Source organism: Mycobacterium sp. IDUB_21, assembly GCF_055419425.1.
This window is the reverse complement of sequence record NZ_JBVAXQ010000015.1, coordinates 47,713-71,250: the sequence shown is the minus strand read 5'-3', so window position 1 is coordinate 71,250 and position 23,538 is coordinate 47,713. Positions and strand designations below refer to the sequence as shown.

Annotated in this window: 20 protein-coding genes; 11 read left to right on the top strand and 9 right to left on the bottom strand. The window is 68.5% G+C overall.

Going from position 1 to position 23,538, the window contains the following annotated elements; all coding sequences use genetic code 11:
- Window positions 1-100 precede the first annotated feature (100 nt).
- The 3 genes from ACZYY4_RS19705 to ACZYY4_RS19695 all read left to right on the top strand — a co-directional run bounded on the left by ACZYY4_RS19705 (window position 101) and on the right by ACZYY4_RS19695 (window position 1,750).
- On the top strand, window positions 101-547 hold the full coding sequence (locus ACZYY4_RS19705) for a universal stress protein (protein ID WP_463811733.1): 447 nt from the start codon (window positions 101-103) through the stop codon (window positions 545-547).
- Window positions 548-698: 151 nt separating this feature from the next.
- Window positions 699-1,094: an XRE family transcriptional regulator gene (locus ACZYY4_RS19700; protein WP_463811732.1), complete on the top strand. Its 396-nt coding sequence runs from the start codon at window positions 699-701 to the stop codon at window positions 1,092-1,094.
- Window positions 1,091-1,750, top strand: coding sequence for an RES family NAD+ phosphorylase (locus ACZYY4_RS19695; RefSeq protein WP_463811731.1), 660 nt, complete (start codon window positions 1,091-1,093; stop codon window positions 1,748-1,750). The genes ACZYY4_RS19700 and ACZYY4_RS19695 overlap by 4 nt, the downstream gene beginning before the upstream one ends.
- Before the next feature lie 234 nt (window positions 1,751-1,984).
- Here ACZYY4_RS19695 and ACZYY4_RS19690 read toward each other — a convergent pair whose 3' ends face one another.
- On the bottom strand, window positions 1,985-2,581 hold the full coding sequence (locus tag ACZYY4_RS19690; RefSeq protein WP_463811730.1) for a hypothetical protein: 597 nt from the start codon (window positions 2,579-2,581) through the stop codon (window positions 1,985-1,987).
- A 156-nt stretch (window positions 2,582-2,737) separates the two neighbouring features.
- Window positions 2,738-3,424, bottom strand: coding sequence for an MBL fold metallo-hydrolase (locus ACZYY4_RS19685; protein ID WP_463811729.1), 687 nt, complete (start codon window positions 3,422-3,424; stop codon window positions 2,738-2,740).
- Between the two features lie 57 nt (window positions 3,425-3,481).
- Between ACZYY4_RS19685 and uvrA the strand changes: the two genes are divergently transcribed.
- Window positions 3,482-6,388: an excinuclease ABC subunit UvrA gene (gene uvrA, locus ACZYY4_RS19680; RefSeq protein ID WP_463811728.1), complete on the top strand. Its 2,907-nt coding sequence runs from the start codon at window positions 3,482-3,484 to the stop codon at window positions 6,386-6,388.
- Window positions 6,389-6,404: 16 nt separating this feature from the next.
- Here uvrA and ACZYY4_RS19675 read toward each other — a convergent pair whose 3' ends face one another.
- Window positions 6,405-7,046 (bottom strand): TetR/AcrR family transcriptional regulator, encoded by a 642-nt coding sequence (locus tag ACZYY4_RS19675; RefSeq protein WP_463811727.1) that lies wholly within the window; start codon window positions 7,044-7,046, stop codon window positions 6,405-6,407.
- 131 nt (window positions 7,047-7,177) lie between these two features.
- Here ACZYY4_RS19675 and ACZYY4_RS19670 point away from each other — a divergent pair, with 131 nt between their 5' ends.
- Entirely contained in the window at window positions 7,178-7,942 is a 765-nt protein-coding gene (locus ACZYY4_RS19670) for a hypothetical protein (RefSeq protein WP_463811726.1), read from the top strand.
- Between the two features lie 4 nt (window positions 7,943-7,946).
- On the opposite strand, the gene ACZYY4_RS19665 is transcribed toward ACZYY4_RS19670, so the two are convergent.
- The 5 genes from ACZYY4_RS19665 to lysX form a co-directional block, all read right to left on the bottom strand.
- Window positions 7,947-9,122: a winged helix DNA-binding domain-containing protein gene (locus ACZYY4_RS19665; RefSeq protein WP_463811725.1), complete on the bottom strand. Its 1,176-nt coding sequence runs from the start codon at window positions 9,120-9,122 to the stop codon at window positions 7,947-7,949.
- A 3-nt stretch (window positions 9,123-9,125) separates the two neighbouring features.
- The gene (locus ACZYY4_RS19660) at window positions 9,126-9,365 is read right to left on the bottom strand and encodes a hypothetical protein (RefSeq protein WP_463811724.1); all 240 of its coding nucleotides are present in this window, start codon (window positions 9,363-9,365) and stop codon (window positions 9,126-9,128) included.
- Window positions 9,366-9,375: 10 nt separating this feature from the next.
- Window positions 9,376-9,819 carry a DUF6653 family protein gene (locus ACZYY4_RS19655; RefSeq protein ID WP_463811723.1) on the bottom strand — a complete coding sequence of 148 codons (444 nt, stop codon included), beginning with the start codon at window positions 9,817-9,819 and terminating at the stop codon, window positions 9,376-9,378.
- 68 nt (window positions 9,820-9,887) lie between these two features.
- Complete coding sequence (locus ACZYY4_RS19650; RefSeq protein WP_463811787.1) at window positions 9,888-11,171, bottom strand: alpha/beta hydrolase; 1,284 nt, start codon at window positions 11,169-11,171, stop codon at window positions 9,888-9,890.
- Between the two features lie 59 nt (window positions 11,172-11,230).
- Window positions 11,231-14,560 carry a bifunctional lysylphosphatidylglycerol synthetase/lysine--tRNA ligase LysX gene (lysX, locus tag ACZYY4_RS19645; RefSeq protein ID WP_463811722.1) on the bottom strand — a complete coding sequence of 1,110 codons (3,330 nt, stop codon included), beginning with the start codon at window positions 14,558-14,560 and terminating at the stop codon, window positions 11,231-11,233.
- 376 nt (window positions 14,561-14,936) lie between these two features.
- On the opposite strand from lysX, the gene infC reads away from it, so the two are divergent.
- The 4 genes from infC to ACZYY4_RS19625 are packed head-to-tail and all read left to right on the top strand — an operon-like array spanning window position 14,937 to window position 17,012.
- Complete coding sequence (gene infC / locus ACZYY4_RS19640) at window positions 14,937-15,554, top strand: translation initiation factor IF-3 (protein ID WP_463811786.1); 618 nt, start codon at window positions 14,937-14,939, stop codon at window positions 15,552-15,554.
- Window positions 15,555-15,577: 23 nt separating this feature from the next.
- The gene (gene rpmI, locus ACZYY4_RS19635) at window positions 15,578-15,772 is read left to right on the top strand and encodes a 50S ribosomal protein L35 (RefSeq protein WP_463811721.1); all 195 of its coding nucleotides are present in this window, start codon (window positions 15,578-15,580) and stop codon (window positions 15,770-15,772) included.
- Window positions 15,773-15,828: 56 nt separating this feature from the next.
- The gene (gene rplT / locus ACZYY4_RS19630) at window positions 15,829-16,218 is read left to right on the top strand and encodes a 50S ribosomal protein L20 (RefSeq protein ID WP_085262318.1); all 390 of its coding nucleotides are present in this window, start codon (window positions 15,829-15,831) and stop codon (window positions 16,216-16,218) included.
- Window positions 16,219-16,229: 11 nt separating this feature from the next.
- Entirely contained in the window at window positions 16,230-17,012 is a 783-nt protein-coding gene (locus tag ACZYY4_RS19625; protein ID WP_463811720.1) for a TrmH family RNA methyltransferase, read from the top strand.
- Here the strand turns inward: ACZYY4_RS19625 and ACZYY4_RS19620 are convergent.
- Window positions 17,009-18,118 carry an oxygenase MpaB family protein gene (locus ACZYY4_RS19620; protein ID WP_463811719.1) on the bottom strand — a complete coding sequence of 370 codons (1,110 nt, stop codon included), beginning with the start codon at window positions 18,116-18,118 and terminating at the stop codon, window positions 17,009-17,011. The two genes, ACZYY4_RS19625 and ACZYY4_RS19620, sit on opposite strands and share 4 nt — an antisense overlap.
- A gap of 157 nt (window positions 18,119-18,275) precedes the next feature.
- On the opposite strand from ACZYY4_RS19620, the gene ACZYY4_RS19615 reads away from it, so the two are divergent.
- Both ACZYY4_RS19615 and ACZYY4_RS19610 read left to right on the top strand, forming a co-directional pair.
- A complete protein-coding gene (locus ACZYY4_RS19615; RefSeq protein ID WP_463811718.1) occupies window positions 18,276-19,181 on the top strand; it encodes an adenylate/guanylate cyclase domain-containing protein in 906 nt (301 codons plus the stop codon).
- A 142-nt stretch (window positions 19,182-19,323) separates the two neighbouring features.
- Window positions 19,324-23,349 (top strand): PE family protein, encoded by a 4,026-nt coding sequence (locus tag ACZYY4_RS19610; RefSeq protein WP_463811717.1) that lies wholly within the window; start codon window positions 19,324-19,326, stop codon window positions 23,347-23,349.
- The last annotated feature ends 189 nt before the right edge of the window (window positions 23,350-23,538 follow it).

Here is a 23,538-nt window from a genome sequence, read left to right as displayed (position 1 = left end):
GCGACATGTGACGCCAATCGCCCCCATCGGGGCCGCTGACGCGTTAATGTCGCCATGGCTTACTAGCGAATACGGCAACAATGCACCGGGAGGGTTACGGATGAGCGGCTACAAGACGGTGGTGGTCGGCACGGACGGCTCGGATTCTTCGCTTCGTGCCGTCGACCGGGCCGGTCACCTGGCGTCTGGTGAGGGCGCGAAGGTGGTCATCGCCACCGCCTACCTGCCGCACGCCGACGACCCGCGGGCCGTCGACGCTCTCAAGGACGAGAGCTACAAGGCGTCCGGCAGCGCGCCCATCTACGCGATCCTCAAGGAGGCCAAGGAGCGCGCTGTCGCCGCCGGGGCCAACGAGGTGGAGGAGAAGGCCATCGTCGGCGCTCCGGTCGACGCGCTGGTGGAACTGGCGGAGTCGGTCAAAGCCGACCTGCTGGTGGTCGGCAACGTCGGGTTGAGCACTATCGCCGGGCGGCTGCTCGGGTCGGTGCCGGCCAACGTGTCGCGGCGGTCCAAGATCGACGTGCTGATCGTTCACACCACCGGGTAATTCGGGGAAGACTCACCAACCCCGTTCGCGCCATTCGGCCAGATGCGGGCGCTCGACATGTGGTGTTGTTTTGGGGGGTTTCCCTGGTGGTGTTTAGCGTAGTTCTGGTGGTAGCCTTGCGGGTGGATACAGCCCATCCGGAGGTGCCAGAATGTCTGTTCTAACAGCTAGCGCCGCTGAGAAACTCGATTTCGAGGCCACAACCCGCCCGATTCGTGAAATCGCCAGCTACCTGCAGGGAGCGGTTGGGCAACGAATTGCCGCAGCCCTCGCAGGACTTGCCGATGCAAAACAAATCGGCCGATACGCGCGGGCGGGCGGCCCACAGCCACACGAGGTAACCGAACGCAGGCTGCGTGAGGGCTACAAAGTTGTCCGAATGCTTGCTGATGCGTACGACGACAAGACTGCTCGGGCCTGGTTGTTTGGCACGAACACACGTCTCGACGATCGTGCGCCCGTCGAAGTTCTCGGCGGCGCGTCCGACACGGCTGATTTCGCGGTGGTCGTGCAAGCGGCTAGACAGGTCGCTAGCTTTCAGGCGTGACCAAAGTCGACTCCGAACTGCTGTTGTGGCGAGTTGGCTACCACGCAAGTCCACTTGAATTCACGCCGCTCGAGCTATACAGCTTCAGCCATCGCTTCGATGACGTTCACCACCGCTTCCGCACTCTCTATCTGGCGGACTTGCCCGAAACGTGCCTCCGCGAAGTGCTGGCAGACCTCCGGCCAAATCTCGGTGCCAAGCTCAGACATATCGATCGATACGGGCCCGAAGCGGCTGACGACTTCGCCTCGGAGCCGGTGACCGCGAGCTGGCGCCGCCAGAACGTACTAGCTTCAGCACTGCTAAGACTTGACGGCCCGATGATTGACCTAACCGACGGGGCGGTGCGTCAAGAGATAGAAGACAGGCATGCCCCGCTTCTGGTCGAGAATGGTATGCAACATCTTGATCTGCACGAAATCACGAGTAGTCGTCGCCTGGTTACGCAAACCATTGCTGGTGACCTCTACAACGGCGGGGTGGCTGCCGTGAGGTTTTTGTCTCGGCTTGACGCTCAACCGTGTGTGGCCCTATTTGAGGGCCGCGGAGATGCGGGGGCCATAGGCGAAAGCATTCCTCTGACCGACCCCGCTCCCGGTCCGCTTCTCACTGTCACGACTGAGTGGAATCTGGACCTGGAGGCCTGTCCTGCCTAGTGAACTACCGGTTGGCAGCCTCGGATGGACTCACCAACATGCGGGTTCCCAGCAAACTTTCGGCAGACGCCAGCAAAAGAGGGGGTTGCGCGAGGTCGGGGAACGGGTGGCCAGTGCATGGTCCGACCGCCGCAGCAGTGCCCGGCGCCCCCGACTCAGGTCGGGGGGGCCAGTGCGGCGAGGGCCGCGGCGGCGATCATCAGTTTGTGCATGGGTGTTTTCCTTCGATGGTGGTTAGATTCCGTGGCAGCCGTCGGCGAGCACCAGGTCGACGACCACCTGGGCGTCGGCGTAGGTGCTGTAGATCCCTCGGTCGACGAGACTCAGAGCCAGGTCGACGGGTTGCATCTGCGGGTATTGGTTGTGCAGTGAGCAGATGATGGGTTCGGCGATGCGGGCCTGAGGGGTGGCCAGCGGGGGCACCGAGGTGGCGACGGCCGGCGGTGGCGCCGGCGCGGCCACCGCGGGTGGTGGCGGCGCGGGTGCGGCCGGTGAGGCGACGGGCTCGGGCGGGGACGACGTCGGCGCCACGGTGGGCGGGGGGACAGTTGTCGAGGCCGCCGGCGGCGGGATCGTCGACGGCTCTGGTGGTGCAGTGGTTCGGCCGAGGAAGAACGCCGCGGCGGCCACCCCGACGGCGGCCAACACCACCAGCACAGCGATCCACATGGGCTGTATCCGCGGTGCCTGATAGTCGACCACGGGAATGCTCGTGGTGTGAGCGCTGTAGGCCAGCGGGCCGTCCGCAGTGGTCGGCGCCGGGTCGAGCTCGGTGGTCGGCAGGGGCGCGTCGGCCGGTGTCTCTGGGGTCGCGTCGTCGTCGACAGCCATGACTTGTTTCCTCTCCGCGTGCAACGCCTGAACGGTAGTCGTATCGAGTGCACGCAGAATGCGAGGTCCGGCCCAGGTGCGAGGCCCGATCACCGGGTCTTTAACACCGGGCTACGCCTTCCTGTTTCGGTTAACCAGGGGCGGCCCAGATCGGCATTACCAGCCGCGCGCCCGCCATTCCTCAAGGTGCGGACGCTCGGCCCCGAGTGTCGTGTCGTCCCCGTGTCCGGGGTAGACGACGGTGTCGTCGTCGAACCGGTCGAACACCTTGTGGCTCACGTCACCCAGCAGGCGCTCGAAATCTCCGGGCTGCCAAGTCTTTCCGACGCCACCCGGAAAAAGGCAATCCCCGGTGAACAGCTGTGTCACCCCGCCGGTGGCCGCGCCGTCCAGCGCCAGCGCCACCGAGCCCTCGGTGTGGCCCTGCAGGTGGATCACGTCGAAGGACAAGTCACCCACCGTCACGGTGTCGCCGTCGGCCAGGATCCGGTCGGGTGCCACCGGCAGCGGTTCGGCGTCCAGTGCGTGCGCCGCGGTGGGCGCCCCGGTCGCCTCGACCACCGCGGTCAGCGCCTGCCAGTGGTCGAAGTGCTGGTGGCTGGTGACGATCAGGTCCACGTCCGGGGCGTAGTCGCGCACCAGCGCCACCAGGGTGTCGGCGTCGTTGGCCGCGTCGATCAGCAGCGTCTTGCCGGTGTTCGCGCAGGTCACCAGGTAGGCGTTGTTGTCCATCGGGCCCACTGACGTCTTGATGATCGAGACGCCGGGCAGGGTGCGGCGGGCCGCGGTTCCGGATTCGACGTGCCCGGTGTAGGTGTCGTCAACCGAGATCTGGGAGGTCATACCGGCCACGCTACTGGCCGTGAGCTGCGTGTCGGTAGCGCCACCTAGCATGGACGGGTGGCTGACCGGCTGATCATCAAGGGTGCGCGTGAACACAACCTGCGCAGTGTGGACCTGGACCTGCCGCGCGATGCGTTGATCGTATTCACCGGGCTGTCCGGGTCGGGAAAGTCCTCGCTGGCCTTCGACACGATCTTCGCCGAGGGCCAGCGCCGTTACGTCGAGTCGCTGTCGGCGTATGCCCGCCAGTTCCTCGGCCAGATGGACAAGCCCGACGTCGACTTCATCGAGGGCCTGTCGCCCGCGGTGTCCATCGACCAGAAGTCGACCAACCGCAACCCGCGCTCGACGGTCGGCACCATCACCGAGGTGTACGACTACCTGCGGCTGCTCTACGCCCGCGCCGGCACACCGCACTGCCCGGTCTGCGGTGAGCGGATCGCCCGCCAGTCCCCGCAGCAGATCGTCGATCAGGTGCTGGCCATGGATGAGGGTCTGCGCTTCCAGGTGCTGGCCCCGGTGGTGCGCACCCGCAAGGGTGAGTTCGCCGACCTGTTCGAGAAGCTGAACACCCAGGGCTACAGCCGGGTCCGGGTCGACGGGGTGGTGCACTCGCTCACCGACCCGCCCAAGCTCAAGAAGCAGGAGAAGCACGACATTGAGGTGGTCGTCGACCGCCTCACGGTCAAGGAGTCGGCCAAGCAGCGGCTCACCGACTCGGTGGAGACCGCGCTGGGCCTGGCCGACGGCATCGTGGTGCTGGAGTTCGTCGATCGGGACGACCACCATCCGCATCGCGAGCAGCGGTTCTCCGAGAAGCTGGCCTGCCCCAACGGTCACGCGCTGGCGGTCGACGACCTGGAGCCGCGGTCGTTCTCGTTCAACTCGCCCTACGGGGCCTGCCCCGAATGCGCCGGGCTGGGCATCCGCAAGGAGGTCGACGCCGACCTGGTGGTGCCCGACGGGGACCGGACCCTGGCCGAGGGCGCGGTGGCACCGTGGTCGATGGGCCCCACCAGTGAGTACTTCACCCGGATGATGGCCAGCCTCGGTGCGTCGATGGGCTTCGACGTCGACACCCCGTGGCGCAAGCTGCCGGCCAAGGCCCGCAAGGCGATCCTGGAGGGCTCCGACGAGCAGGTCCACGTGCGTTACCGCAACCGCTACGGCCGAACCCGCTCCTACTACACCGAGTTCGAAGGTGTGATGGCGTTCCTGCAGCGCAAGATGGAGCAGACCGAGTCCGAGCAGATGAAGGAACGCTACGCCGGTTTCATGCGTGACGTGCCGTGCCCGGAATGCGCCGGCACCCGCCTCAAGCCGGAGATCCTGGCGGTGACGTTGGCCGCCGGTGACTACGGCAGCAAATCCATTGCGCAGGTGTGTGATCTGTCGATCGCGGACTGCGCGAACTTCCTCAACGCGCTGACGCTGGGAACACGCGAGCAGGCCATCGCCGGTCAGGTGCTCAAGGAGATCCAGTCGCGGCTGAGCTTTCTGCTCGACGTCGGGTTGGAGTACCTGAGCCTGTCCCGGGCTGCCGGGACGCTGTCCGGCGGTGAGGCGCAACGTATTCGACTGGCCACCCAGATCGGCTCAGGTCTGGTCGGGGTGCTCTACGTGCTCGACGAACCGTCGATCGGCCTGCACCAGCGTGACAACCGCCGGCTGATCGAAACCCTGGTGCGGCTGCGCGACCTGGGCAACACCCTGATCGTCGTCGAACACGACCTGGACACCATCGCGCACGCCGACTGGATCGTCGACATCGGCCCGGCCGCCGGGGAGCACGGCGGCAAGATCGTGCACAGCGGGACCTACCGCGAACTGCTGACCAACACCGATTCCATCACCGGGGCCTATCTGTCCGGCGCGAAAAGCATTGCGGTGCCCGGGGTTCGCCGCACAGTGGATCACAAGCGCCAACTCGGGGTGGTCGGTGCCCGTGAGCACAACCTGGTCGGCGTCGACGTGGCGTTCCCGCTCGGGGTGCTCACCGCGGTGACCGGGGTGTCCGGCTCCGGCAAGTCGACCCTGGTGAACGACATCCTGGCGTCGGTGCTGGCCAATAAGCTCAACGGCGCCCGCCAGGTGCCCGGCCGGCACACTCGGATCACCGGCCTGGACCACCTGGACAAGCTGGTGCGGGTCGATCAGTCACCGATCGGTCGCACCCCGCGGTCCAACCCGGCCACCTACACCGGGGTGTTCGACAAGATCCGCACCCTGTTCGCCGCGACCACCGAGGCCAAGGTGCGCGGCTATCAGCCCGGGCGATTCTCGTTCAACGTCAAGGGCGGCCGCTGTGAGGCGTGCACCGGTGACGGCACCATCAAGATCGAGATGAACTTCCTGCCCGACGTGTATGTGCCCTGCGAGGTCTGCCACGGCGCCCGCTACAACCGGGAGACCCTGGAGGTGCACTACAAGGGCAAGACCATCGCCGAGGTGCTCGACATGTCGATCGAGGAGGCGGCGGAGTTCTTCGAGCCGATCACCAGCATCCACCGCTACCTGCGCACCCTGGTCGACGTCGGGCTCGGCTACGTGCGGCTGGGCCAGCCGGCGCCGACGCTGTCCGGGGGAGAGGCACAGCGGGTCAAGCTCGCCTCGGAGTTGCAGAAGCGCTCCACCGGACGGACGGTCTACATCCTCGACGAACCCACCACCGGGCTGCACTTCGAGGACATCGCCAAACTGCTGGGCGTCATCAACGGCCTTGTCGACAAAGGCAATACGGTGATCGTCATCGAGCACAACCTGGACGTGATCAAGACCGCGGACTGGATCATCGACATGGGGCCCGAAGGTGGTGCGGGCGGCGGCACGGTGGTGGCCAGCGGAACACCGGAGGATGTGCTGGCGGTGCCGGAGAGCTACACGGGCAAGTTCCTCGCCGAAATCCTCGGCGCCCCGGCCAAACCCGCCAAAGCCGTCAAACGGCGGCGCAAGGCCAGCGCCTAGGGGCGGTGCTGCTCAGCTAAGCCGGCTCAGCGCCGAGGCTGACTCGCAAGTGCCGCACGACAGCGTCGGCGACAGCCTCTATCGGCTCCGTCTTGCCCGCAGAGACCCATTCGGTGAGCCAAATCTGTAAGGCCGAGATGACCAGTGCCGCAGCGATTCGCGGAGGCAGGTGGATGATCTGACCTGCGTCCACCGCGACCTCGGCCGCTCGAGTGATCATGTCCATACCCGTTCGCCACGCTGCCCGCTGACCACCTCGGCCCAATTCGGCTGAGGCCGATGCCCAGCTCAAGCCCTCATTGATGTGCAGCTGCAGAAAGTGGGGGTGTGCTGCGAAGAATTCAACCTCGGCACGCGCCCCGACCAGGATCGCCTCAAGCGGGGAGTCGATTTCGTCTGTGCGTACGCGCACGGCGGCGACGAACTCCTGCATGCGCGCGGCGTTGAGGGCGTCCCAGATCTCGTCTTTGCCGCCGAAGTACTTGTAGACCGTCGCCAGTGAGACCCCGGCGGTCTTGGCGATGTCGCTCACCCGTGCGGCGGCGAAGCCGTTGCGGCTGAACTCGTACTCGGCTGCAGCCACGATCTGCTGGTGATACATGGCCCTGCGTGCGTCGGACATGTCGGCGATCGGCTGCGTGGATCGGTTCGTTCCCATGGCGGCCACCTGCTCTCGATCGACCGTTGGCTGAGTGTCCACGGGGTGCTACGGTGCCACAGTAATTATGATTCTGTATAACAGAACTATGATTACTAGGAATATTTGATCGAGACAGGAGAGGTGCGCTGATGGCGACCGCAGAGCTGAGCCGGGAAAACTCACCGGAGATTTCGGTGATACTTCCGCGGTCGCGCGGACTGCGCATCGTATGGATGGTGGCGTTCGGCTCGCTGGCCCTGGCGTTTCCGATGTACAGCTACTTGGCATTTCACAGCAGCGTCGACCGTCCCCTCATTGCCGATGCCATGGTCGTGCAGGCAACCGCTGCCTACTTCCTGGGCATTTTTGCGGCGTTCCTGCCGCTGCCGTCACTTCGGACGTGGACCCGATTTCAACGCCTCCAGGCGGTTGTTCTGCCGTTCGTGATCTGCTCCTACGTCACGCATCTGACCTGGGAGCTCGGCTGGCTGATCCTGCACAAGGCCATCGTCGGCGCCCGCGATGCGGCGTGGGCGTATCCCTGGTGGAACTACATCGACGGTGGTGACCTGCGCTATCTGGACGCCGAACCCAACTTCTTGATGATCGAGGTGCTGTCGGTGATCAATGCCTGCGTGGGCGTCACCGGACTCGTCCTGCTGTTCCGGTCCAAGTTCACCGACTACCGGGGAACCCTGCTGGTGATGTCGACAGCCGTCACGCACACCGTCCTGACCTGGTATTACTACGGCACCGAGATCATCGCCGGCTTCCCGTCGATCAACACCGCCAGCTTCATGGATCTGGGCGTCAAGTTCATTCTGCTGAACAGCCCGTGGTTGATCGCGCCCTGGCTGGTACTGGCCTGGGGGTACGCGATGCTCAAGAAGCAGTTCACCGCTTCGCGAGACTAGGCCCTCAGCGCTGTGCCGCCTTCACCAGCGGCGACGGGAACCGCGGGGGCACCCGCACCCCGTCCAGCCACGCGGTGAGCTCGCGCGCCCGCTTCTCCAACGCAGAACGGGCCGCCCGGCCTGGGTCATCGAGGAGCTGCAACACGACCTCGGCGGCGGCGTTCTGATACCAGCCGCCGACGATCCGCCCGTTCCACCACACCGTGGGGCCGGCGTTGCCGTTGTTGTCGAAGAGCTGAGCGCGGTGCTCGCCGAGGTACCAGTCCCGGTGATACCAGCCCATCGTGGTGACATCGAGCCCCGGCAGCAACGCACCCCACGGTTCGGGCTCGGGCTCGGGTTCCAGGTCGTCGGGCAGCGCATAGCCGGGCGCGCCGTGCAGGTCGACGTCCACCGCGCCGATGTCGTTCAACGCCTTTCGGACCGCGGTCTTGGTAGTGCCGAACCACCACTTGATGTCCTCGGCGGTGGCCGGGCCGAACGCGCGCAGCCAGGTGCCGATCAGCTGGGTCTGCGCCGGCTCGGAGGTCATCGGGGTGCCGGGCTGCCCGAGCCAGTCTGCGGCGCTAGCCCATCGGGGCCGCGACGAGGTCCAGCCTCCGTCGTTGGGTCCGCGCACGATGTCGCCTTGCGCGCCGAGCACGGTCAGCGCTCGCGGGGCCAGGTGCGTCTGTCCGCCGTAGGACTTGCCGGGTGCGGGATCGTAGGTTCCGGCCAGTTCGGGCAGGGCCGCCCGCAGCTCGGTGCTGCTGGTCGGGCCGTGTTCATCGAGGTGCGCCAGCACCGCGGCGCAGGCTCGGGTCAGCCAGTGCTCGCCGTCATCGGCCACACCAGCCTTGGCGACATCGGCGATCAGCCGGCGCCGCTCGGTGTCGGCCACCTTGTCGCTGGCTGCGGCCTGCACGGCGGGAAGATCGGACGGGTCGAACACCCACAGTGTGCGGCGCATCGCCAGATGCTTGACCAGTGAGCGTTTTTCATACAGTGCTGCGTTCAAGTCGGCGACGGTGAACGGGGCCGACCGCGCCCACAACGACAGATACGGGGTGGCGGGGTCGGTGGCGTGCAGGCCGACCAGGGTGGCCGCGATCCGGGTGATCGTCTCAGCCGCGGTGTCGGGGGCCAGGAAATGCCTGCGCGCCAAACGGTTTCGCCGTTCGGCGACGGTGAAAGTCCGCACCGGTCAGTGCTCACCCTCGTGCATCGACTTGCGGATCTGCTCCAGCTTCTCGGCGGCCGCACGCTGCCGGTCCTCGAAGTCCTTCTCGACGCTGCGGCCCTCCGGGGTCTCGGAATCCAGCTCCTGGGCGCCGATCGAGGTCTCAAAGCGGCGCTCGATCTTCTCGCGCACCGATTCGAAGGTGGGCACGCCCGCGTCGTCGAAACCGGGATCGGCCGGCGGGTCGGTCGGATGGTCACCCATCTTCGACACGTTACCGGCGGCGGTCGAAGTAGCGGACCATCAATTCCCAGTAGCCCATGGTCAGCGCCATCGCGACCGCAATCGCGCCAACTGTCGGCAGCAACCGTCGGCGGCGGGCACTCACCAGTGCGGCCGCGGCCGCGGCGGCACCGGCCAGGTTCACCAGCAGAGCGGCGTCTCGCGGTCGATCGGTGACCCACTGCTCCTCGCCGAGCATCGCGCGCGTCGACCAGGCCGCCTGATCGGCCGGCTCGGGAAAGATGACCGGGTTCAGCGCGAACCACACCGACACCCACCCCGCATCACGCCACGACCGTCGCCACACCGGAACCAGGATCAGCGGCGTCGTCGCCCACCGAGTCCAGGCGCTCAACGGGTTGGCGTGCCGGGCGAACACCGCGCGGCGGAGGCGGGCGACCGGACCTGATCGGGCTGGGACGGGGGTCGCTGTCATAGTTCGCGTCCTTTCGCAGCCGTTGTCGCTCACAGCCGGGCGCCACACCACATGGCCCAAATCCGTGATCACACGTTCGGGAACCCAACCGGCTGCACTCCCGGTGTGCTCAGCCGCCCGGCCAGCCAGGGTAGCGCAGTCGCGAACACCTTCCCGGCGAACGGCCAGTCATGTCGGCCGGGCTCGGTGACCACGGCGCAGTCGATGCCGTGGGCCTGGCCCAGCGCGCACAGCGACTTCGCGTCGGCGAACTGGCCGCCGGTATCCGCCACTGTGGCGCTGCCGTTGACCGTGAACCACCCCGAAACCCCGGAATAGCGGCCGTGTTTGGCGATCACAGTTGACGGGTCGAACGCCGCCCAGGAATCGACGTTGCCACCGAACAGTCGCTTGATGGTCTGGGCGCGGGTTCCGGCGTTGGGTCCGAGATCACCGGCGATGTCGACGAAGGCGCTGAACTTCTCGGGGTGCATCGCGGTCAGGTCGACCGCGCAGGTGCCGCCCATGGACCAGCCGACGACACCCCAGTGCGACGGCTCGGAGCTGACACCGAAGTGTGAGATCACATACGGCACCACGTCTTCGGTCAGATGGTCGGCGGCGTTACCTCGGGGGCCGTTGACGCATTCGGTGTCGTTGTTGAACGAACCACCCGAGTCGACGAACACCAGCACAGGTGCATTGCCGCCGTGTGTGGCCGCGAACTCGTCGACGCTGTTGATCGCGTCCCCGGAGCGCAGCCAGTCGGCGGGGGTGTTGAACTCACCGCCGATCATCATCACGGCCGGCAGTGCGGGCGGCGGGCGCTGGGCGAACCACGCCGGCGGCAAGTACACCAGCTCGCCGCGATGCTTGAAGTGCGAGGCGTCGGCGGGAATGGTCACCTGCAGCAGGTGGCCCCGCCGGGGCGGTATGCCGGATCCGGCCGTCGCGTTCACCGCTGTCATGTCGCTCTGGTCGGGCAGCGGTCCAGAGGTCAGGTCCGCCCAGGCACTCTGCACGGTGGGGAAGTAGCCGACCCAGCTGTTGAGCGTCAGCGCCGCGCTGATCGCACAAAGTGGCACGGCCAGCAGGGCCATTGCGCGGCGCCACCAGTCCGTACCCCGCCAGCCCAAGACCAGCAGCGCCGCGGCGGCGCCGGTCAACGCGATCCACACCCACAGCGCTGTCGGTGGCGGCAGGCCGGACAGGCCGCCATCGGCGACGAACCAATACGCGCCCGCCGCCGCCACCAGCCCCAGCCCGGCGATCAGCGGGAGCCGCAGCAGCCAGCGGCGTGGCCGGCGGCCCACGGCCACGACCAGCGCCAACACGGCCGCCGCCTGCATCGTGGCCGGGACCCAGCCGTGCATCAGCGAGGTGTGTTCGGCGCTGAGAAGAATCACCCCTCCATGATGGACCGGAATGCCGTTCAGCGCGGCTTGGCCAGCGGGAACGGCAGGGTGTCGCGGATGCTGTGGCCGGTGATGAGCATGACGACCCGGTCGACGCCCATGCCCAGTCCGCCCGTCGGGGGCATCGCGTACTCCATGGCCTGTAGGAAATCCTCGTCGAGTTCCATGGCCTCGACGTCGCCGCCGGCGGCCAGCAGCGACTGCTGGTGCAGTCGGCGGCGCTGCTCCACCGGGTCGGTGAGCTCGCTGTAGGCGGTGCCCAACTCCACCCCCCACGCGACCAGGTCCCACCGCTCGGCCACCCCGGGCTTGCTGCGGTGCGGCCGGGTCAGCGGCGACACCGACGTCGGGAAGTCGGTGTAGAACGTCGGTTGCTCGGTGCGGGCCTCGACCAGGTGCTCGTAGAGTTCGAGCACCACCGCGCCGGCATCCCACTGCCGCAGGAAATGCACGCCGGCGCCGTCGCACAGCCGGCGCAAGGTGGCCAGGTCGGTGTCGGCGTCGATCTGTTCGCCGAGGGCTTGCGACACCGCGTCGTGCACGGTGCGCACCGGCCACGGCCCGGAGATGTCCACCGCTTCCAGCCGCCCGTCGGCCCCCGGCCGCATCACCACCGGCGCGCCGTTGGCCGCCACCGCGGCATTCTGGACCAGCTCGCGCGCCCCGTCGATCCAGCCGAGGTAGTCGCCGTGGGCCTGGTAGGCCTCCAGCAGGGTGAACTCCGGGTTGTGGCTGAAGTCGACGCCCTCGTTGCGAAACGCCCGACCCAGCTCGAACACCCGCTCCACCCCGCCCACGCACAGCCGCTTGAGGTAGAGCTCCGGAGCGATCCGCAGATACAGGTCGAGGTCGTAGGCGTTGATGTGGGTGACGAACGGGCGGGCGTTCGCCCCGCCGTGCAACTGCTGCAGGATCGGGGTCTCGACCTCCAGAAATCCCTTGGCGAACAAGGTGTCCCGGATGGAGCGCAGTACGTTGCTGCGGGCGGTGATCAGCTCTCGTGCTTGCGCGTTGATCGCCAGGTCCACATAGCGGGTCCGCACCCGCGCCTCGGGGTCGGTCAGGCCCTTCCACTTGTCGGGCAGCGGGCGCAGGCACTTGCCGATAAGCCGCCAGCGCCCCACCAGCAGTGACGGCGTCCCGTTGCGGCTCTGCCCCATCCGCCCGGTCGCCTCGATCAGGTCGCCGAGATCGACGCCCGCGTTGAAGTCGCCGGCACGCGCATCGCCGATCTCGGCCAGCACCGAATTGTCCAGCAGCAGTTGCACTTCACCGGACCAGTCGTGCAACTGGGCAAACAGCACCCCGCCGTAGTCGCGCATCCGCAGCACCCGCCCGGCCACCGAGACGGTCTCGTCGGTGCCGGCCTCCAGCGCTTGGGCGACGGTGTGACTGGGCGAAGCACCGACCGGGTAGGCGTCAATTCCGCTGTCCTGCAACGACTTGAGCTTGTCCATCCGGACCCGGACCTGTTCGGGCAGCCGGGAGGGTGCTTGGGTGGGCTCGGTGAACCCGGCGATGACGGGGTCGTTATCGGGTGCGGTGCCGTCGCTGTGGAACCTCCCGGTGGCGGCCACCGCCGCCGGCACCGACGAGTGGTGTCCGGTGTGTTGCTCGTTGCGCCGGGAGAACGGCAGCACCAGAAAACCTTCGGCGATCACCGACGCGACACCCACCCGGGGGATCAGCCGGGCGTCCTCGTAGCAGGCATAGCGCGGCACCCACTCCGGCCGATACTTCATGTTCGAGCGGTACAGCGTCTCCAGTTGCCACCAGCGTGAGAAGAACATCAACAGCCGGCGCCATGCCCGCAGCACCGGCCCGGCCCCGAGTTGGGCGCCCTGTTCGAACGCCGCCCGGAACATCGCGAAATTCAGAGAGATCCGGCTGACACCGATGGTGCCGGCCTGCAGCGCCAGTTCACTGACCATCAACTCGATAGTGCCGTTGGGCGACTGCGGTGAGCGGCGCATCAGATCCAGCGACACCCCGCTGTGCCCCCACGGCACCAGCGAAAGCATCGCCACGGTGTTCTCTGCGGTGTCTTCCCCCTGCACCGCTTCGACCAGCAGACAGTCGACGTCGGCCGGGTCGCCCAGCCGGCCCAGCGCCATCGAGAAGCCGCGCTCGGACTCGGTGTCGCGCCAGGCGTCGGCGCGCTGCAGCACCTGGGCCATCTCGTCGGGGCCAAGATCGCCGTGGCGGCGCATCCGCACCGTCAGCCCGGCCCGGCGGGCCCGGGTCACCGCCTGGCGCACCCCGCGCATGTCGGGGCCGGACAGCTTGAATTCCGAGGTCCGCAGGATCGCCTCGTCGCCGAGCTCCAGGGCGCTCAAGCCGGCTTCCCGGAAGGCCTGCGCGCCAGCGAAACTGGCGCCCATGACGCCGGGCGCCCAGCCGTAGTCCTGACAGACAAGCAGCCAGGCGTTGATCGCCTGCGGCCACGCCCTCGGGTCACCGACCGGGTCACCACTGGCCAGGCAGACGCCCACCTCGACCCGGTAGGTGATGGCGGCGCGCCCGTTGGGGGCGAACACCACCGACTTGTCCCGGCGGGTGGCGAAGTAGCCCAGCGAGTCGTTCTGGCCGTAGGACTCGAGCAGCCCGCGGATCGCGGACTCGTCCTGACCGGTCAGGGCGTTGTCGGCACGCTGCGACAAGAACAGCACGATCCCGGCGATGATCAGGGCCAGCGCCCCGAGCAGTCCGCACAGCGCCTTGAGCCCGAAGTCCGGCTTCCCGGGGAAGAGGTCCGGTTCCAGCAGCGCGAAGCCGACCACCCGGTTCGCCACATACGGCAGCCGCCACGGTCGCTCGACGGTCCCGGGGAAGAGCTCGATGAGCCCCCAGCACAGCAGGATCGCGACCGTCCACGCGGCCGCCAGCGTCGCGGCGGACTTGAGCAGCGCACCGCGGCGGACCTTGGCCCAGAACTCGCCGCGGGCCAACACCAGCACCACGAGCGCAGCGGTGTGCAGCGCCAGGCCGGCGCCGCCGCTGACGACCTGCATCCGGTCGGCACTGCCCGACACCAGCCGGCTCAGATTCCAGCCGCCGGCGACCAGCAGGTTGGCGATCAGCAGCCACCAGGCGATGCGCTTGCGTGCGCTCAGCGCCGCGGCCAGCAGGCACAGCACGAACGCCCAGGCCAGGCTGGTGTCGGGGAAGTTGAACAGGTACTTGTCGACGAACTCGCGCGGCACCCGGATGACCCAGCGGATCACCGGGGACATGCTCGCCAGCAGCGACAACGTCGCGGCGATGCCGACGGCCCAGGCAGCGGCTGCGGGTACCCAGTGCCAGCGCGAGGTCGAACGGCGGCGCGAGCGCGGCACTGTCAGCGTCATAGCCCGCGACAATAAACAGATAAACCGCGAAAATGATGTGAGGCCCCACCCTCGGGCGAAACGGCCGGTCATAGCACGGCTGAACTGCTGCTAGACTGTCTTCCGCGACCGTCCCGGCGTACGCCAGGACAGCAAGTGGAGTTCCCTCCCACCACTAGCCGAGGAGCAATCCGTAGGCCCAGTGGTCCGGTCGCAGGCGGTGCGAACCGCCTGCTCTGCGCAGTGCGCAGGCGGTCCCGATGGTATCGGGCCGCGATCGGTCGGTATTTGGGCCCTGCTTCGTGCAGGGCTTTTTTGCTGGTGGGTGGTTTCAGCACCGCTGCGTCCGGACGGGCACTGCGGCGGTCGCGACCGAAAGACTACCCAGGGAGGTCCCATCAGCACTGAGATCCGCGTCAACGAGCGCATTCGCGTACCTGAGGTCCGTTTGATCGGCCCGGGAGGGGAGCAGGTAGGCATCGTGCGCATCGAAGATGCGCTTCGCGTGGCCGCGGATGCCGATCTCGATCTTGTCGAAGTAGCACCGACCGCCAAACCGCCGGTCTGCAAGATCATGGACTACGGCAAGTACAAGTACGAGGCGGCTCAAAAAGAGCGCGAGTCTCGCAAGAACCAGCAGCAGACCGTCGTCAAGGAACAGAAGCTGCGCCCCAAGATCGACGACCACGACTATGCGACGAAGCGGGGCCATGTGGTCCGCTTCCTCGAGGCCGGGGCGAAGGTCAAGGTGACGATCATGTTCCGCGGACGTGAGCAGTCCCGGCCGGAGCTGGGCTACCGCCTGCTGCAGCGACTGGGCGCCGACGTCGCCGAGTACGGATTCGTCGAGACCTCCGCCAAGCAGGACGGGCGCAACATGACGATGGTGCTGGCCCCGCACCGCGGCGCGAAAACCCGCGCCAAGGCCGCAGAAGATGCCGGCGGAGGCGCGGTTACCACCGCACCTGCACCGGAGACCGCCGCCGAGGCGGCCGAGCCCAAACCCGAAAACTGACCCCGACACAGAACTGAGGAAACATGCCCAAGGCGAAAACCCACAGTGGCGCTTCGAAGCGGTTCCGTCGCACCGGAACCGGCAAGATCGTCCGGCAGAAGGCCAATGCCCGCCACCTGCTCGAGCACAAGCCGAGCAGCCGTATGCGCCGGCTGGCCGGACGCACCGAGGTGGCTCCCAGCGACACCAAGCGCGTCAAGGCGATGCTGAACGGCTGATTGCCGTTCCACGCAACGCAATTCCCCTTACGTCCCAACGAGAGTAGGAACACCCCATGGCACGCGTGAAGCGGGCAGTCAATGCTCAGAAGAAGCGTCGCACCATCCTGAAGGCCTCGAAAGGCTACCGTGGCCAGCGGTCACGGCTTTACCGCAAGGCCAAAGAGCAGCAGCTGCACTCGCTGACTTACGCCTACCGTGACCGCCGTGCCCGCAAGGGTGACTTCCGCAAGCTGTGGATCACCCGGATCAACGCCGCGGCCCGCGCCAACGGCGTCACCTACAACCGCCTGATCCAGGGCCTCAAGGCCGCCGGTGTCGAGGTGGACCGCAAGAACCTCGCCGAGATCGCCGTCAGCGACGCGGACGCGTTCACCGCGCTGGTCGAGGTCGCCAAGGCCGCGCTGCCCGAGGATGTCAACGCGCCCTCCGGCGAGGCTGCCTGACCGCTGCGCCGATGCTGACCGAACGCTCGGCCCGCGTGGTCGCGGCGGTCAAGCTGCATCGGCACGTCGCCAGGAAGCGCGAAGGACGCTTCCTGGCGGAGGGACCCAATCTGATCGAGTCCGCGATCCGTCGCGGCCTGGTTCGCGAGGTCTTCGCCACCGAATCGGCGGTGCAGCGCCACGGCGAGCTGCTGGCGTCAGCGCCGGCGCCGGTGCACCAGATCACCGACCGGGCGGCAAAAGCGCTGTCGGACACCGTCACCCCGGCCGGACTGGTCGCGGTGTGTGCGTTGCCGGAACCGGACCTGCACGAGTTGCTGTCCGACGCACCGCAATTGGTGGTCGTGGCGGTGGGCATCGGCGAGCCGGGTAACGCCGGCACCCTGATCCGCATCGCCGACGCCACCGGTGCCGGTGTGGTGGTGTTGACCGGCAACAGCGTCGATCCCTACAACGGCAAGTGCCTGCGCGCCTCGGCAGGCAGCATCTTCAACGTCCCGGTGGTGGTGGCCGCCGACACCGATGCCGTTCTGGTGGCGCTACGGGAGGCGGGGCTGCAGGTGCTGGCGACGGCCCTGGACGGCGACCTGTGTCTCGACGACGCCGATCCGGTGCTGGTGGCGCCCACCGCCTGGCTGTTCGGCCCGGAAGCCCAGGGGTTGCCGGCCGCCGCCGCATCAGCCGCGGACCATCGGGTGCGTATCCCGATGTCCGGCGGCGCGGAGAGCCTCAATGTCGCTGCGGCAGCGGCGATCTGCTTGTATCAGAGCGCGCGAGCGCAGCGCGGGGCTTAAGCGGCTTTCGGTCGGGGACGTGGCCGCGGAGCAAGGCCGCTGCCGGCGGCCAGCGAGAAGGTGCTGTGCACCAATGCCCCGGCCCGCTCGACCAGCTTCATGCCCCGGCTCACCGGAGGGAGGTAGTGCATTCCGTTGCGGCGCCGGTCCTTTGGTGGTCCGCTGAACCACGGGGCTTGCAGCAGTGGGGTGTCCGGTGCGATCTTGCCCTGTTCGCGGCGGTAGCCGGCCAGCGCGCGCGGGTGCAGCCGGATCTCGTCGGGCACGAAGGTGAACGCCATGTGGGTGACCTTGCCGATCAGCCGGAACAACACCTCGTCACCCTCTGACCAGCGCAGACCGGCCTTCTCCCGCACCACCGGCTCGAACAACCCGGCGGCGACCCAACGCTGGGCGGCCAGCGCCGGCTTGAACATCTGGTCCCACACCCCGGTCGGCATCGGGACGAACCAGGGCTTGGGGATGCGGATGTTCAAGATGTCGATGGCGGCCTGGGTCAGCTCCAGCTCGTCTTCGCAGACCCGGTCCCAGTACTCGCAGAAGTCCTGCCACGACTTCGGCACCGGGCGCATGCTCATGCCATACATCTGGTACCACTGCACGTGCTCATCGAAGAGCTGGTGCTTTTCGGCCAGCGTGAGCCCGCCGCAGAAGTACTCGCCGAGTTTGATGATCAGCATGAAGAACGTGGCGTGCGCCCAATAGAAGGTGTCGGGATCCAGCGCGTGGTAGCGCCGGCCCTGCGAGTCGACGCCCTTGATGTCGCGGTGGTAGTCGCGGATCGCGGCGCCGGTGTGCTGGGCCAGCGCCCCGTCATAGACCACACCCATGATCGGGTACACCGATCGCGTCACCCGCTGCATCGGCTCACTTAAGACGCTGGAGTGGTCGGTGACTCCCGCGCCCAGGCCGGGGTACATGTTCTCGATGGCGCCAATCCAGATGCCCATGACCCCGGTGCGCAGGTCGCCGAAGTACTTCCAGGTCAGCGACTCGGAGTTCAACGGCTCGACGGCAGCGGCGGGCTTGGGCGCGGTCTTGGCGGGGGCACTCTGCTCCGCGGGCTGCGACACCCGCTCGGCGGACGCGGTCGGCGTAACGGTCATCACGTCTCCTGTCTGACGAACCTGACACAACCATAATTGTGACAACGCACGTTGTCTACATCCTCGACGGCGCGTCGCGCAGGACTGTCTCACCGTGGCGCGCGACACGTGCCTCGGCCGTTGCCGGTGGCTGCAACAGGCACCTACGCTGGGGCGCATGGACCTCGAGCCGGTCGGTCGGCAGGCTGGTGAGCTCGAGGAGGTGGTGGAGATTCCTGAAGAGATCCGTTCGAATCGCCGCCGTCCGTTCTCTCTCGACGAGGCCGCGGCCTGGTTGAACCGCACGACCAACGATGTGCGGGTGGTCGATTTGGTCCGGCGCGTCCGCCGGGCGCTGCCGGGGGACCCGGAGTTCGGCGATCCGCTGTCCACGGCCGGCGAGGGCGGGCCGCAGGCCGCGGCGCGGGCGGCGGACCGGTTGATGGGTGATCGGTCCGCGGCGTCGCGCGAGGTCAGCCTGGGTGCCCTGCAGATCTGGCAGGCGCTGACCGAACGGGTATCGCGTGCGCCGTCCAACTCCGAGTCGACGCTGGTCTTCACCGACCTGGTCGGTTTCTCGACGTGGTCGCTGCGCTGCGGCGACGACGCCACCCTCACTCTGTTACGGCGGGTGTCGCAGGCGGTGGAGCCGCCGCTGCTGAACCCCGGCGGTCGCATCGTCAAACGGATGGGCGACGGGATCATGGCCGTGTTCCGCGATCCGCTGGTTGCAGTCGGTGCGGTCCTGGAGGCCCAGGACGCCATCGCAACGGTCGAGGTCAACGGCTATACACCGCGGATGCGGGTCGGTATCCACACCGGTCGGCCGCAGCGGCTGGCCGATGACTGGCTGGGCGTGGACGTCAACATCGCCGCCCGGGTCATGGAGCGCGCAGTCAAGGGCGGAATCGTGGTGTCCGGGGCGACTCTGGAGCGTATCGACCCCGACGATCTCGACGAGCTGGGCGTGGTGGCCAAACGGGCCCGCCGGCAGGTTCTGGCGGCCAAGTCCAGCGGTGTTCCGGCCGATCTGATGATGTACCGGCTCAAGGCGGTTCGCCGCGAGCCCCCGGCCGCCGACTGACTGGCGGCGTTAACTTCCTTGTAGGCCGGTCGGATTCCCGCACACGAGTGGAGGAACCCCGTTCCTTGGAATAGTCTGCGTGAACAACGTATCTATTTGCTCAGTTCTACACAGGTCGCCTTCAGCGCAGAAGCGGGGAATCATGCCAAGTCGGGAGCAGCGTCGGAACAACGGCCGCAGAACCGGTAATCGGCTGGCCGGTGCCGGCAGCACCGTGGCGGCGTTCCTGGCGTTCGGCATGGCCCCGCTGGCCGCGGCGCCCACGGCGCACGCCGACCTGGACTTCGACTGGCTGACCGACCTGTTCGCGCCGGTCTCCGACTCGGCCTCCGGCTGGGACAGCAGCGCATGGGACAGCAGCGCGTGGGACATCAACTCCTGGTTCGACTCATCGGCTGACCCGGGTATCGCCGCGGACACCAGTGCGCTCGACTTCTCGTCGATATGGAACACGCTGGTCTACCAGCCGATGCACACGGCCGTGGAGGCGTGGATCGAGAATCCGGCCAACGCATCGATCATCGACATGATCAACTCGCTCGATACGAGTCGCCTGCTCATCGGTAATGGGCTTGACGGCCTGACGGAGGGCAACGACACCATCAACGGCACGGCCGGTGGCTGGTTGTTCGGTGATGGTGGCGCGGGTGCCGAAGGTGGCGTCGGTGGTAACGCCGGGATGTTCGGCGATGGTGGCGCAGGCGGCGCCGGCCTGGCGGGCGGAGACGGTGGTGCCGGTGGCACCGGCGGCACGATCATGGGCATCGGTGGTGCCGGTGGTGTCGGCGATGCGGGTGGCGACGGCGGGGCTGGTGGCGACGCCAACGGTTGGCTGTTCGGTATCGGCGGTGCGGGCGGGAACGGCGGCGCGGGCGCGGTCGGCCAGGCCGGTACGGACGGCGTTTGGAGTACCAACGGCGGCCTCGGCGGTGACGGCAAGGACGGCGGGATCGGCGGCACCGGCGGCAAAGGTGGTAGCGCAAGCTCCCTGGTCGGCGCCGGCGGCGTGGGCGGTAATGGCGGGGCCGGCGGCGTGGGTGGCCAAGGCGGTACGGGTGCTGCCGGCGATGTCGCGCACCTCAACGGCGGTACCGGCGGCAATGGCGGTGAGGGCGGCGAGGCCGGCAAGGGTGGCGCTGGCGGTACCGGCGGGTTCGGCAGCAAGGCCGCAGACGGCACTGCGAGCGACGTCAATGGCGATGGTGGCAAGGGCGGCACCGGCGGCGCCGGCGTCGATGACGACGGCGTTCACGGGCCCGGGGCGGGTGGTAACGGTGGTACCGGCGGCGGCGGTGGCCTGAACGGCAATGGTGGCACCGGCGGTACCGGTGGCGCCGGTGGCGTGAGCGGTACCAATGCCGGTGACGAGGGCGGTGTCGGTGGTGTCGGTGGCAAGGGCGGCGACAGCGGTACCGAGGCCGGCAACAGCGGCAACGGCGGTGCCGGCGGTGTCGGTGGCGCCGGGCACGACGGGATCAAGGGTAACGAAGGTGCCGCCGGGGTCGTCGGTACTAACGACGGGGCCGGCGGCGCCGGCACAGCGGGTGGGGACGGCCTCGACGGCGGTAAGGGCGGCGCTGGTGGCGTAGCCGGAGAGCTCAAAAATGACGTAGGCAAAGTGGGGAACAACGGTGCCGGCGGTAATGGCGGTGCCGGCGGTGCCGTGGGCGCGGGCGGCGACGGGGGTAAGGGTGCCGCGGGCGTCTGGGGCAACGACGGTTCCGGCGGCCAGGATGGTGCCGGCGGTGACGGCGGCCTGGCTGGCGCCAACGGAAATGTCGGCGGCAGCGGTGGCGAAGGCGGCGCGGGTGGCGGCGAAGGCGACAGCGCCGGCGCCGAAGGCGCGCCGGGTGCCGACGGAAGTGGGATTCCCTTCATCGGCAGCAATGGTGGTGCCGGCGGGGCCGGTGCCGACGCCGACGGCTCCCACAACTACGGGGGCAACGGTGGCGATGGCGCCGCCGGTGTCTACGGCGGAAATGGCGGTGCCGGTGGCACCGGTGGCACCGGAACGACCGGCGACGGCGGTAACGGCGGCAATGGCGGCGCGGGTGGTCATGGTTCCAAGAGCGACGGCGGCAATGGCGGCATCGGCGGCGCCGGGGGTGCCTCCGACTCGGGCAACGGTGGTACCGGCGGTACCGGCGGCAAGGGCGGTGCCGGCGACCATGGTGTGACCGGCGAACTGGGCGCCGGCGGCTTAGGCGGTGAAAACAGCGGCGCCGGTGGCAATGGCGGTAACGGCGGTACCGGCTTCGATGGCGGCAAGGGCGGCGCGGGCGGCGCCGGCGGCGCTTCAACGTCCGGAGGCAATGGCGCCAACGGTAACGGCGGCGACGGCGGCGCCGGCGGCAGCGGCGGCGCGGGCGGTAACGGCGGCGATGGCGCTGCAGGTGACTGGGACTCTAAGGGTCAGTACGGCTTTGGTTCGGGTGGCCAGGGCGGCAATGCCGGCAACGCCGGGGCCGTGGGCAATGGCGGTGCAGCAGGCGCGGCAGGTACTGGTGGCGCCGAGGGAACCGGTGCAGCGGGCACCGAGGGCGCCGACGGCGTGGGGGTAGGGGGCGACGACGTCCCCACGGCGCAGGGCGGCACCGGCGGTGACGGCATCGCCGGCGATGAGCTCCATCTGAACGGTGGAGCCGGCGGTGACGGCGGCAATGGCGGGACCAACGGTGACGGCGGCGACGGCGGCACGGGTGCCGACGCACAGCAGGGTGACACCGGCAACGCGACGACCGGCGGCAATGGCGGTGCCGGCGGCAACGGCGGTGCCGGCGGCACGGTGACCGGTAGCGGTGGCGACGGCGGCGACGGCGGCAAAGCTTCCCCCACGACCGACCCCGACCAAGGGACCGCGACCAAGGGTGGCAATGGCGGCGCCGGCGGCAAGGGCGGTGGTGCAGTCAAGGGCGACGGTGGTGAGGGCGGCACCGGCGGTAACGCAGGCACTGGCACCCAGTACGGCGGCACCGGTGGCGCCGGTGGTGCGGGCGGCGTAGTCACCGGTGAGGGCAAGGGCGGCATCGGTGGGGATGGTGGCAACGGAGCTGTCGCGACCGGCTGGAAGTCCGACGGCACCTGGGGTATCGACGGCTTCAGCAACAAGTTCGGGGCCGGCACCATCCTGGGCGTCTCCGGCGCCGGCGGTGCCGGTGGCGCCGGCGGTGCGTCTGTCGGCGACCACGACGGCGGCGCAGGCGGGACCGGTGGCAATGGTGGCGAAGACAACCTCCCCGCCGACACCCGGGTCATCTGGGGCGGCGCGGGCGGTAACGGCGGCGCTGGCGGCGCCGCCACCGACACCGCCAAGGACGCCGGCGACAGCGGCAACGGTGGCGCCGGCGGCAACGGCGGTGAGGCCGGCCAAGGCACTATCACCGGCGGCAGCGGCGGAAACGGCGGCGCCGGCGGCGCCAGCACCAGCGGCGAAGGTGGCAAGGGCGGCGACGGTAGCGACGGCAAACTGGGCTCCGGCTGGAACGACGCGAATGGCAGCCTGGCCGGCAAGGGTCAGATCCTGGGCTTCAGCGGCAGCGGTGGCGCTGGAGGTGCCGGGGGCAATGGCGAGACCGGCGGCGCCGGAGGTAACGGCGGCAACGGTGTGGCCGGTATTACCGGCGGTAACGTGTTCAGCGCCGGCGGTACCGGCGGCGCGGGCGGGGCCGGCGGCACCGGGACCACCGGCGACGGCGGCGTCGGTGGCAAGGGCGGAGACAGCGGCGACGCGACCTGGCTTGCCCGCAACGGCGGCGCCGGCGGCGCCGGCGGCAGCAGCACCACCGGCAACGGAGGCGATGGCGGCGCCGGCGGGCAGGGCGGCAAGCTCCTTGCTGGCGGCGGCACCGCACCGACCAACGGCCAGGCGGTCACCGTCGGCAACGGCGGCAACGGCGGCAACGGCGGCAGCAGCACCGACAAGGACAACCCCGGTGACGGTGGCAGCGGCGGCGGCGGCGGCAACGGCGGTAACGGCGTCGACAAGATCAATGGCGGCACCGGTGGGACCGGCGGCACCGGTGGCAGCTCGGGCTCCGAGGCGGGCACAGCCGGCGCAAAGCCCACCGCTCCCACCAACACCACCGGTGGCGAAGGCACCGCCGGTGGCGCCGGGGCCACGCCCACCGCTGCGCCTACTCCCGACCCGACGCCCCCGACCGGCGGCTAGCGGCAAGACGAAAGCCCCCACGTGCGGGGCTTTTCGCCGCTCCCATGCGCCGAAAGTCATTCCGCGGCAGGATTTTCGTCGCAGTCAGTAGCCGCCCCCGAACGCAAAGGACGTGGGTGAACAACCCGCGTCGGTGACGGTGTTGGCGCCGAACCGGCCTGATCCGCCCCCTTCGCGCGGGCGTGGGTG

Bases quoted from the DNA above. Each gene is read 5' to 3' on its own strand.
- ACZYY4_RS19700 (WP_463811732.1), top strand. From the start codon at position 699: ATGTCTGTTCTAACAGCTAGCGCCGCTGAGAAACTCGATTTCGAGGCC.
- ACZYY4_RS19650 (WP_463811787.1), bottom strand. From the start codon at position 11,171: ATGCACGGCTGGGTCCCGGCCACGATGCAGGCGGCGGCCGTGTTGGCG.
- rpmI (WP_463811721.1), top strand. From the start codon at position 15,578: ATGCCCAAGGCGAAAACCCACAGTGGCGCTTCGAAGCGGTTCCGTCGC.
- ACZYY4_RS19690 (WP_463811730.1), bottom strand. From the start codon at position 2,581: ATGGCTGTCGACGACGACGCGACCCCAGAGACACCGGCCGACGCGCCC.
- ACZYY4_RS19620 (WP_463811719.1), bottom strand. From the start codon at position 18,118: ATGACCGTTACGCCGACCGCGTCCGCCGAGCGGGTGTCGCAGCCCGCG.
- ACZYY4_RS19670 (WP_463811726.1), top strand. From the start codon at position 7,178: ATGGCGACCGCAGAGCTGAGCCGGGAAAACTCACCGGAGATTTCGGTG.
- ACZYY4_RS19705 (WP_463811733.1), top strand. From the start codon at position 101: ATGAGCGGCTACAAGACGGTGGTGGTCGGCACGGACGGCTCGGATTCT.
- rplT (WP_085262318.1), top strand. From the start codon at position 15,829: ATGGCACGCGTGAAGCGGGCAGTCAATGCTCAGAAGAAGCGTCGCACC.
- ACZYY4_RS19685 (WP_463811729.1), bottom strand. From the start codon at position 3,424: ATGACCTCCCAGATCTCGGTTGACGACACCTACACCGGGCACGTCGAA.
- lysX (WP_463811722.1), bottom strand. From the start codon at position 14,560: ATGACGCTGACAGTGCCGCGCTCGCGCCGCCGTTCGACCTCGCGCTGG.
- ACZYY4_RS19655 (WP_463811723.1), bottom strand. From the start codon at position 9,819: ATGACAGCGACCCCCGTCCCAGCCCGATCAGGTCCGGTCGCCCGCCTC.
- ACZYY4_RS19660 (WP_463811724.1), bottom strand. From the start codon at position 9,365: ATGGGTGACCATCCGACCGACCCGCCGGCCGATCCCGGTTTCGACGAC.
- ACZYY4_RS19625 (WP_463811720.1), top strand. From the start codon at position 16,230: ATGCTGACCGAACGCTCGGCCCGCGTGGTCGCGGCGGTCAAGCTGCAT.
- ACZYY4_RS19610 (WP_463811717.1), top strand. From the start codon at position 19,324: ATGCCAAGTCGGGAGCAGCGTCGGAACAACGGCCGCAGAACCGGTAAT.
- ACZYY4_RS19675 (WP_463811727.1), bottom strand. From the start codon at position 7,046: ATGGGAACGAACCGATCCACGCAGCCGATCGCCGACATGTCCGACGCA.
- ACZYY4_RS19615 (WP_463811718.1), top strand. From the start codon at position 18,276: ATGGACCTCGAGCCGGTCGGTCGGCAGGCTGGTGAGCTCGAGGAGGTG.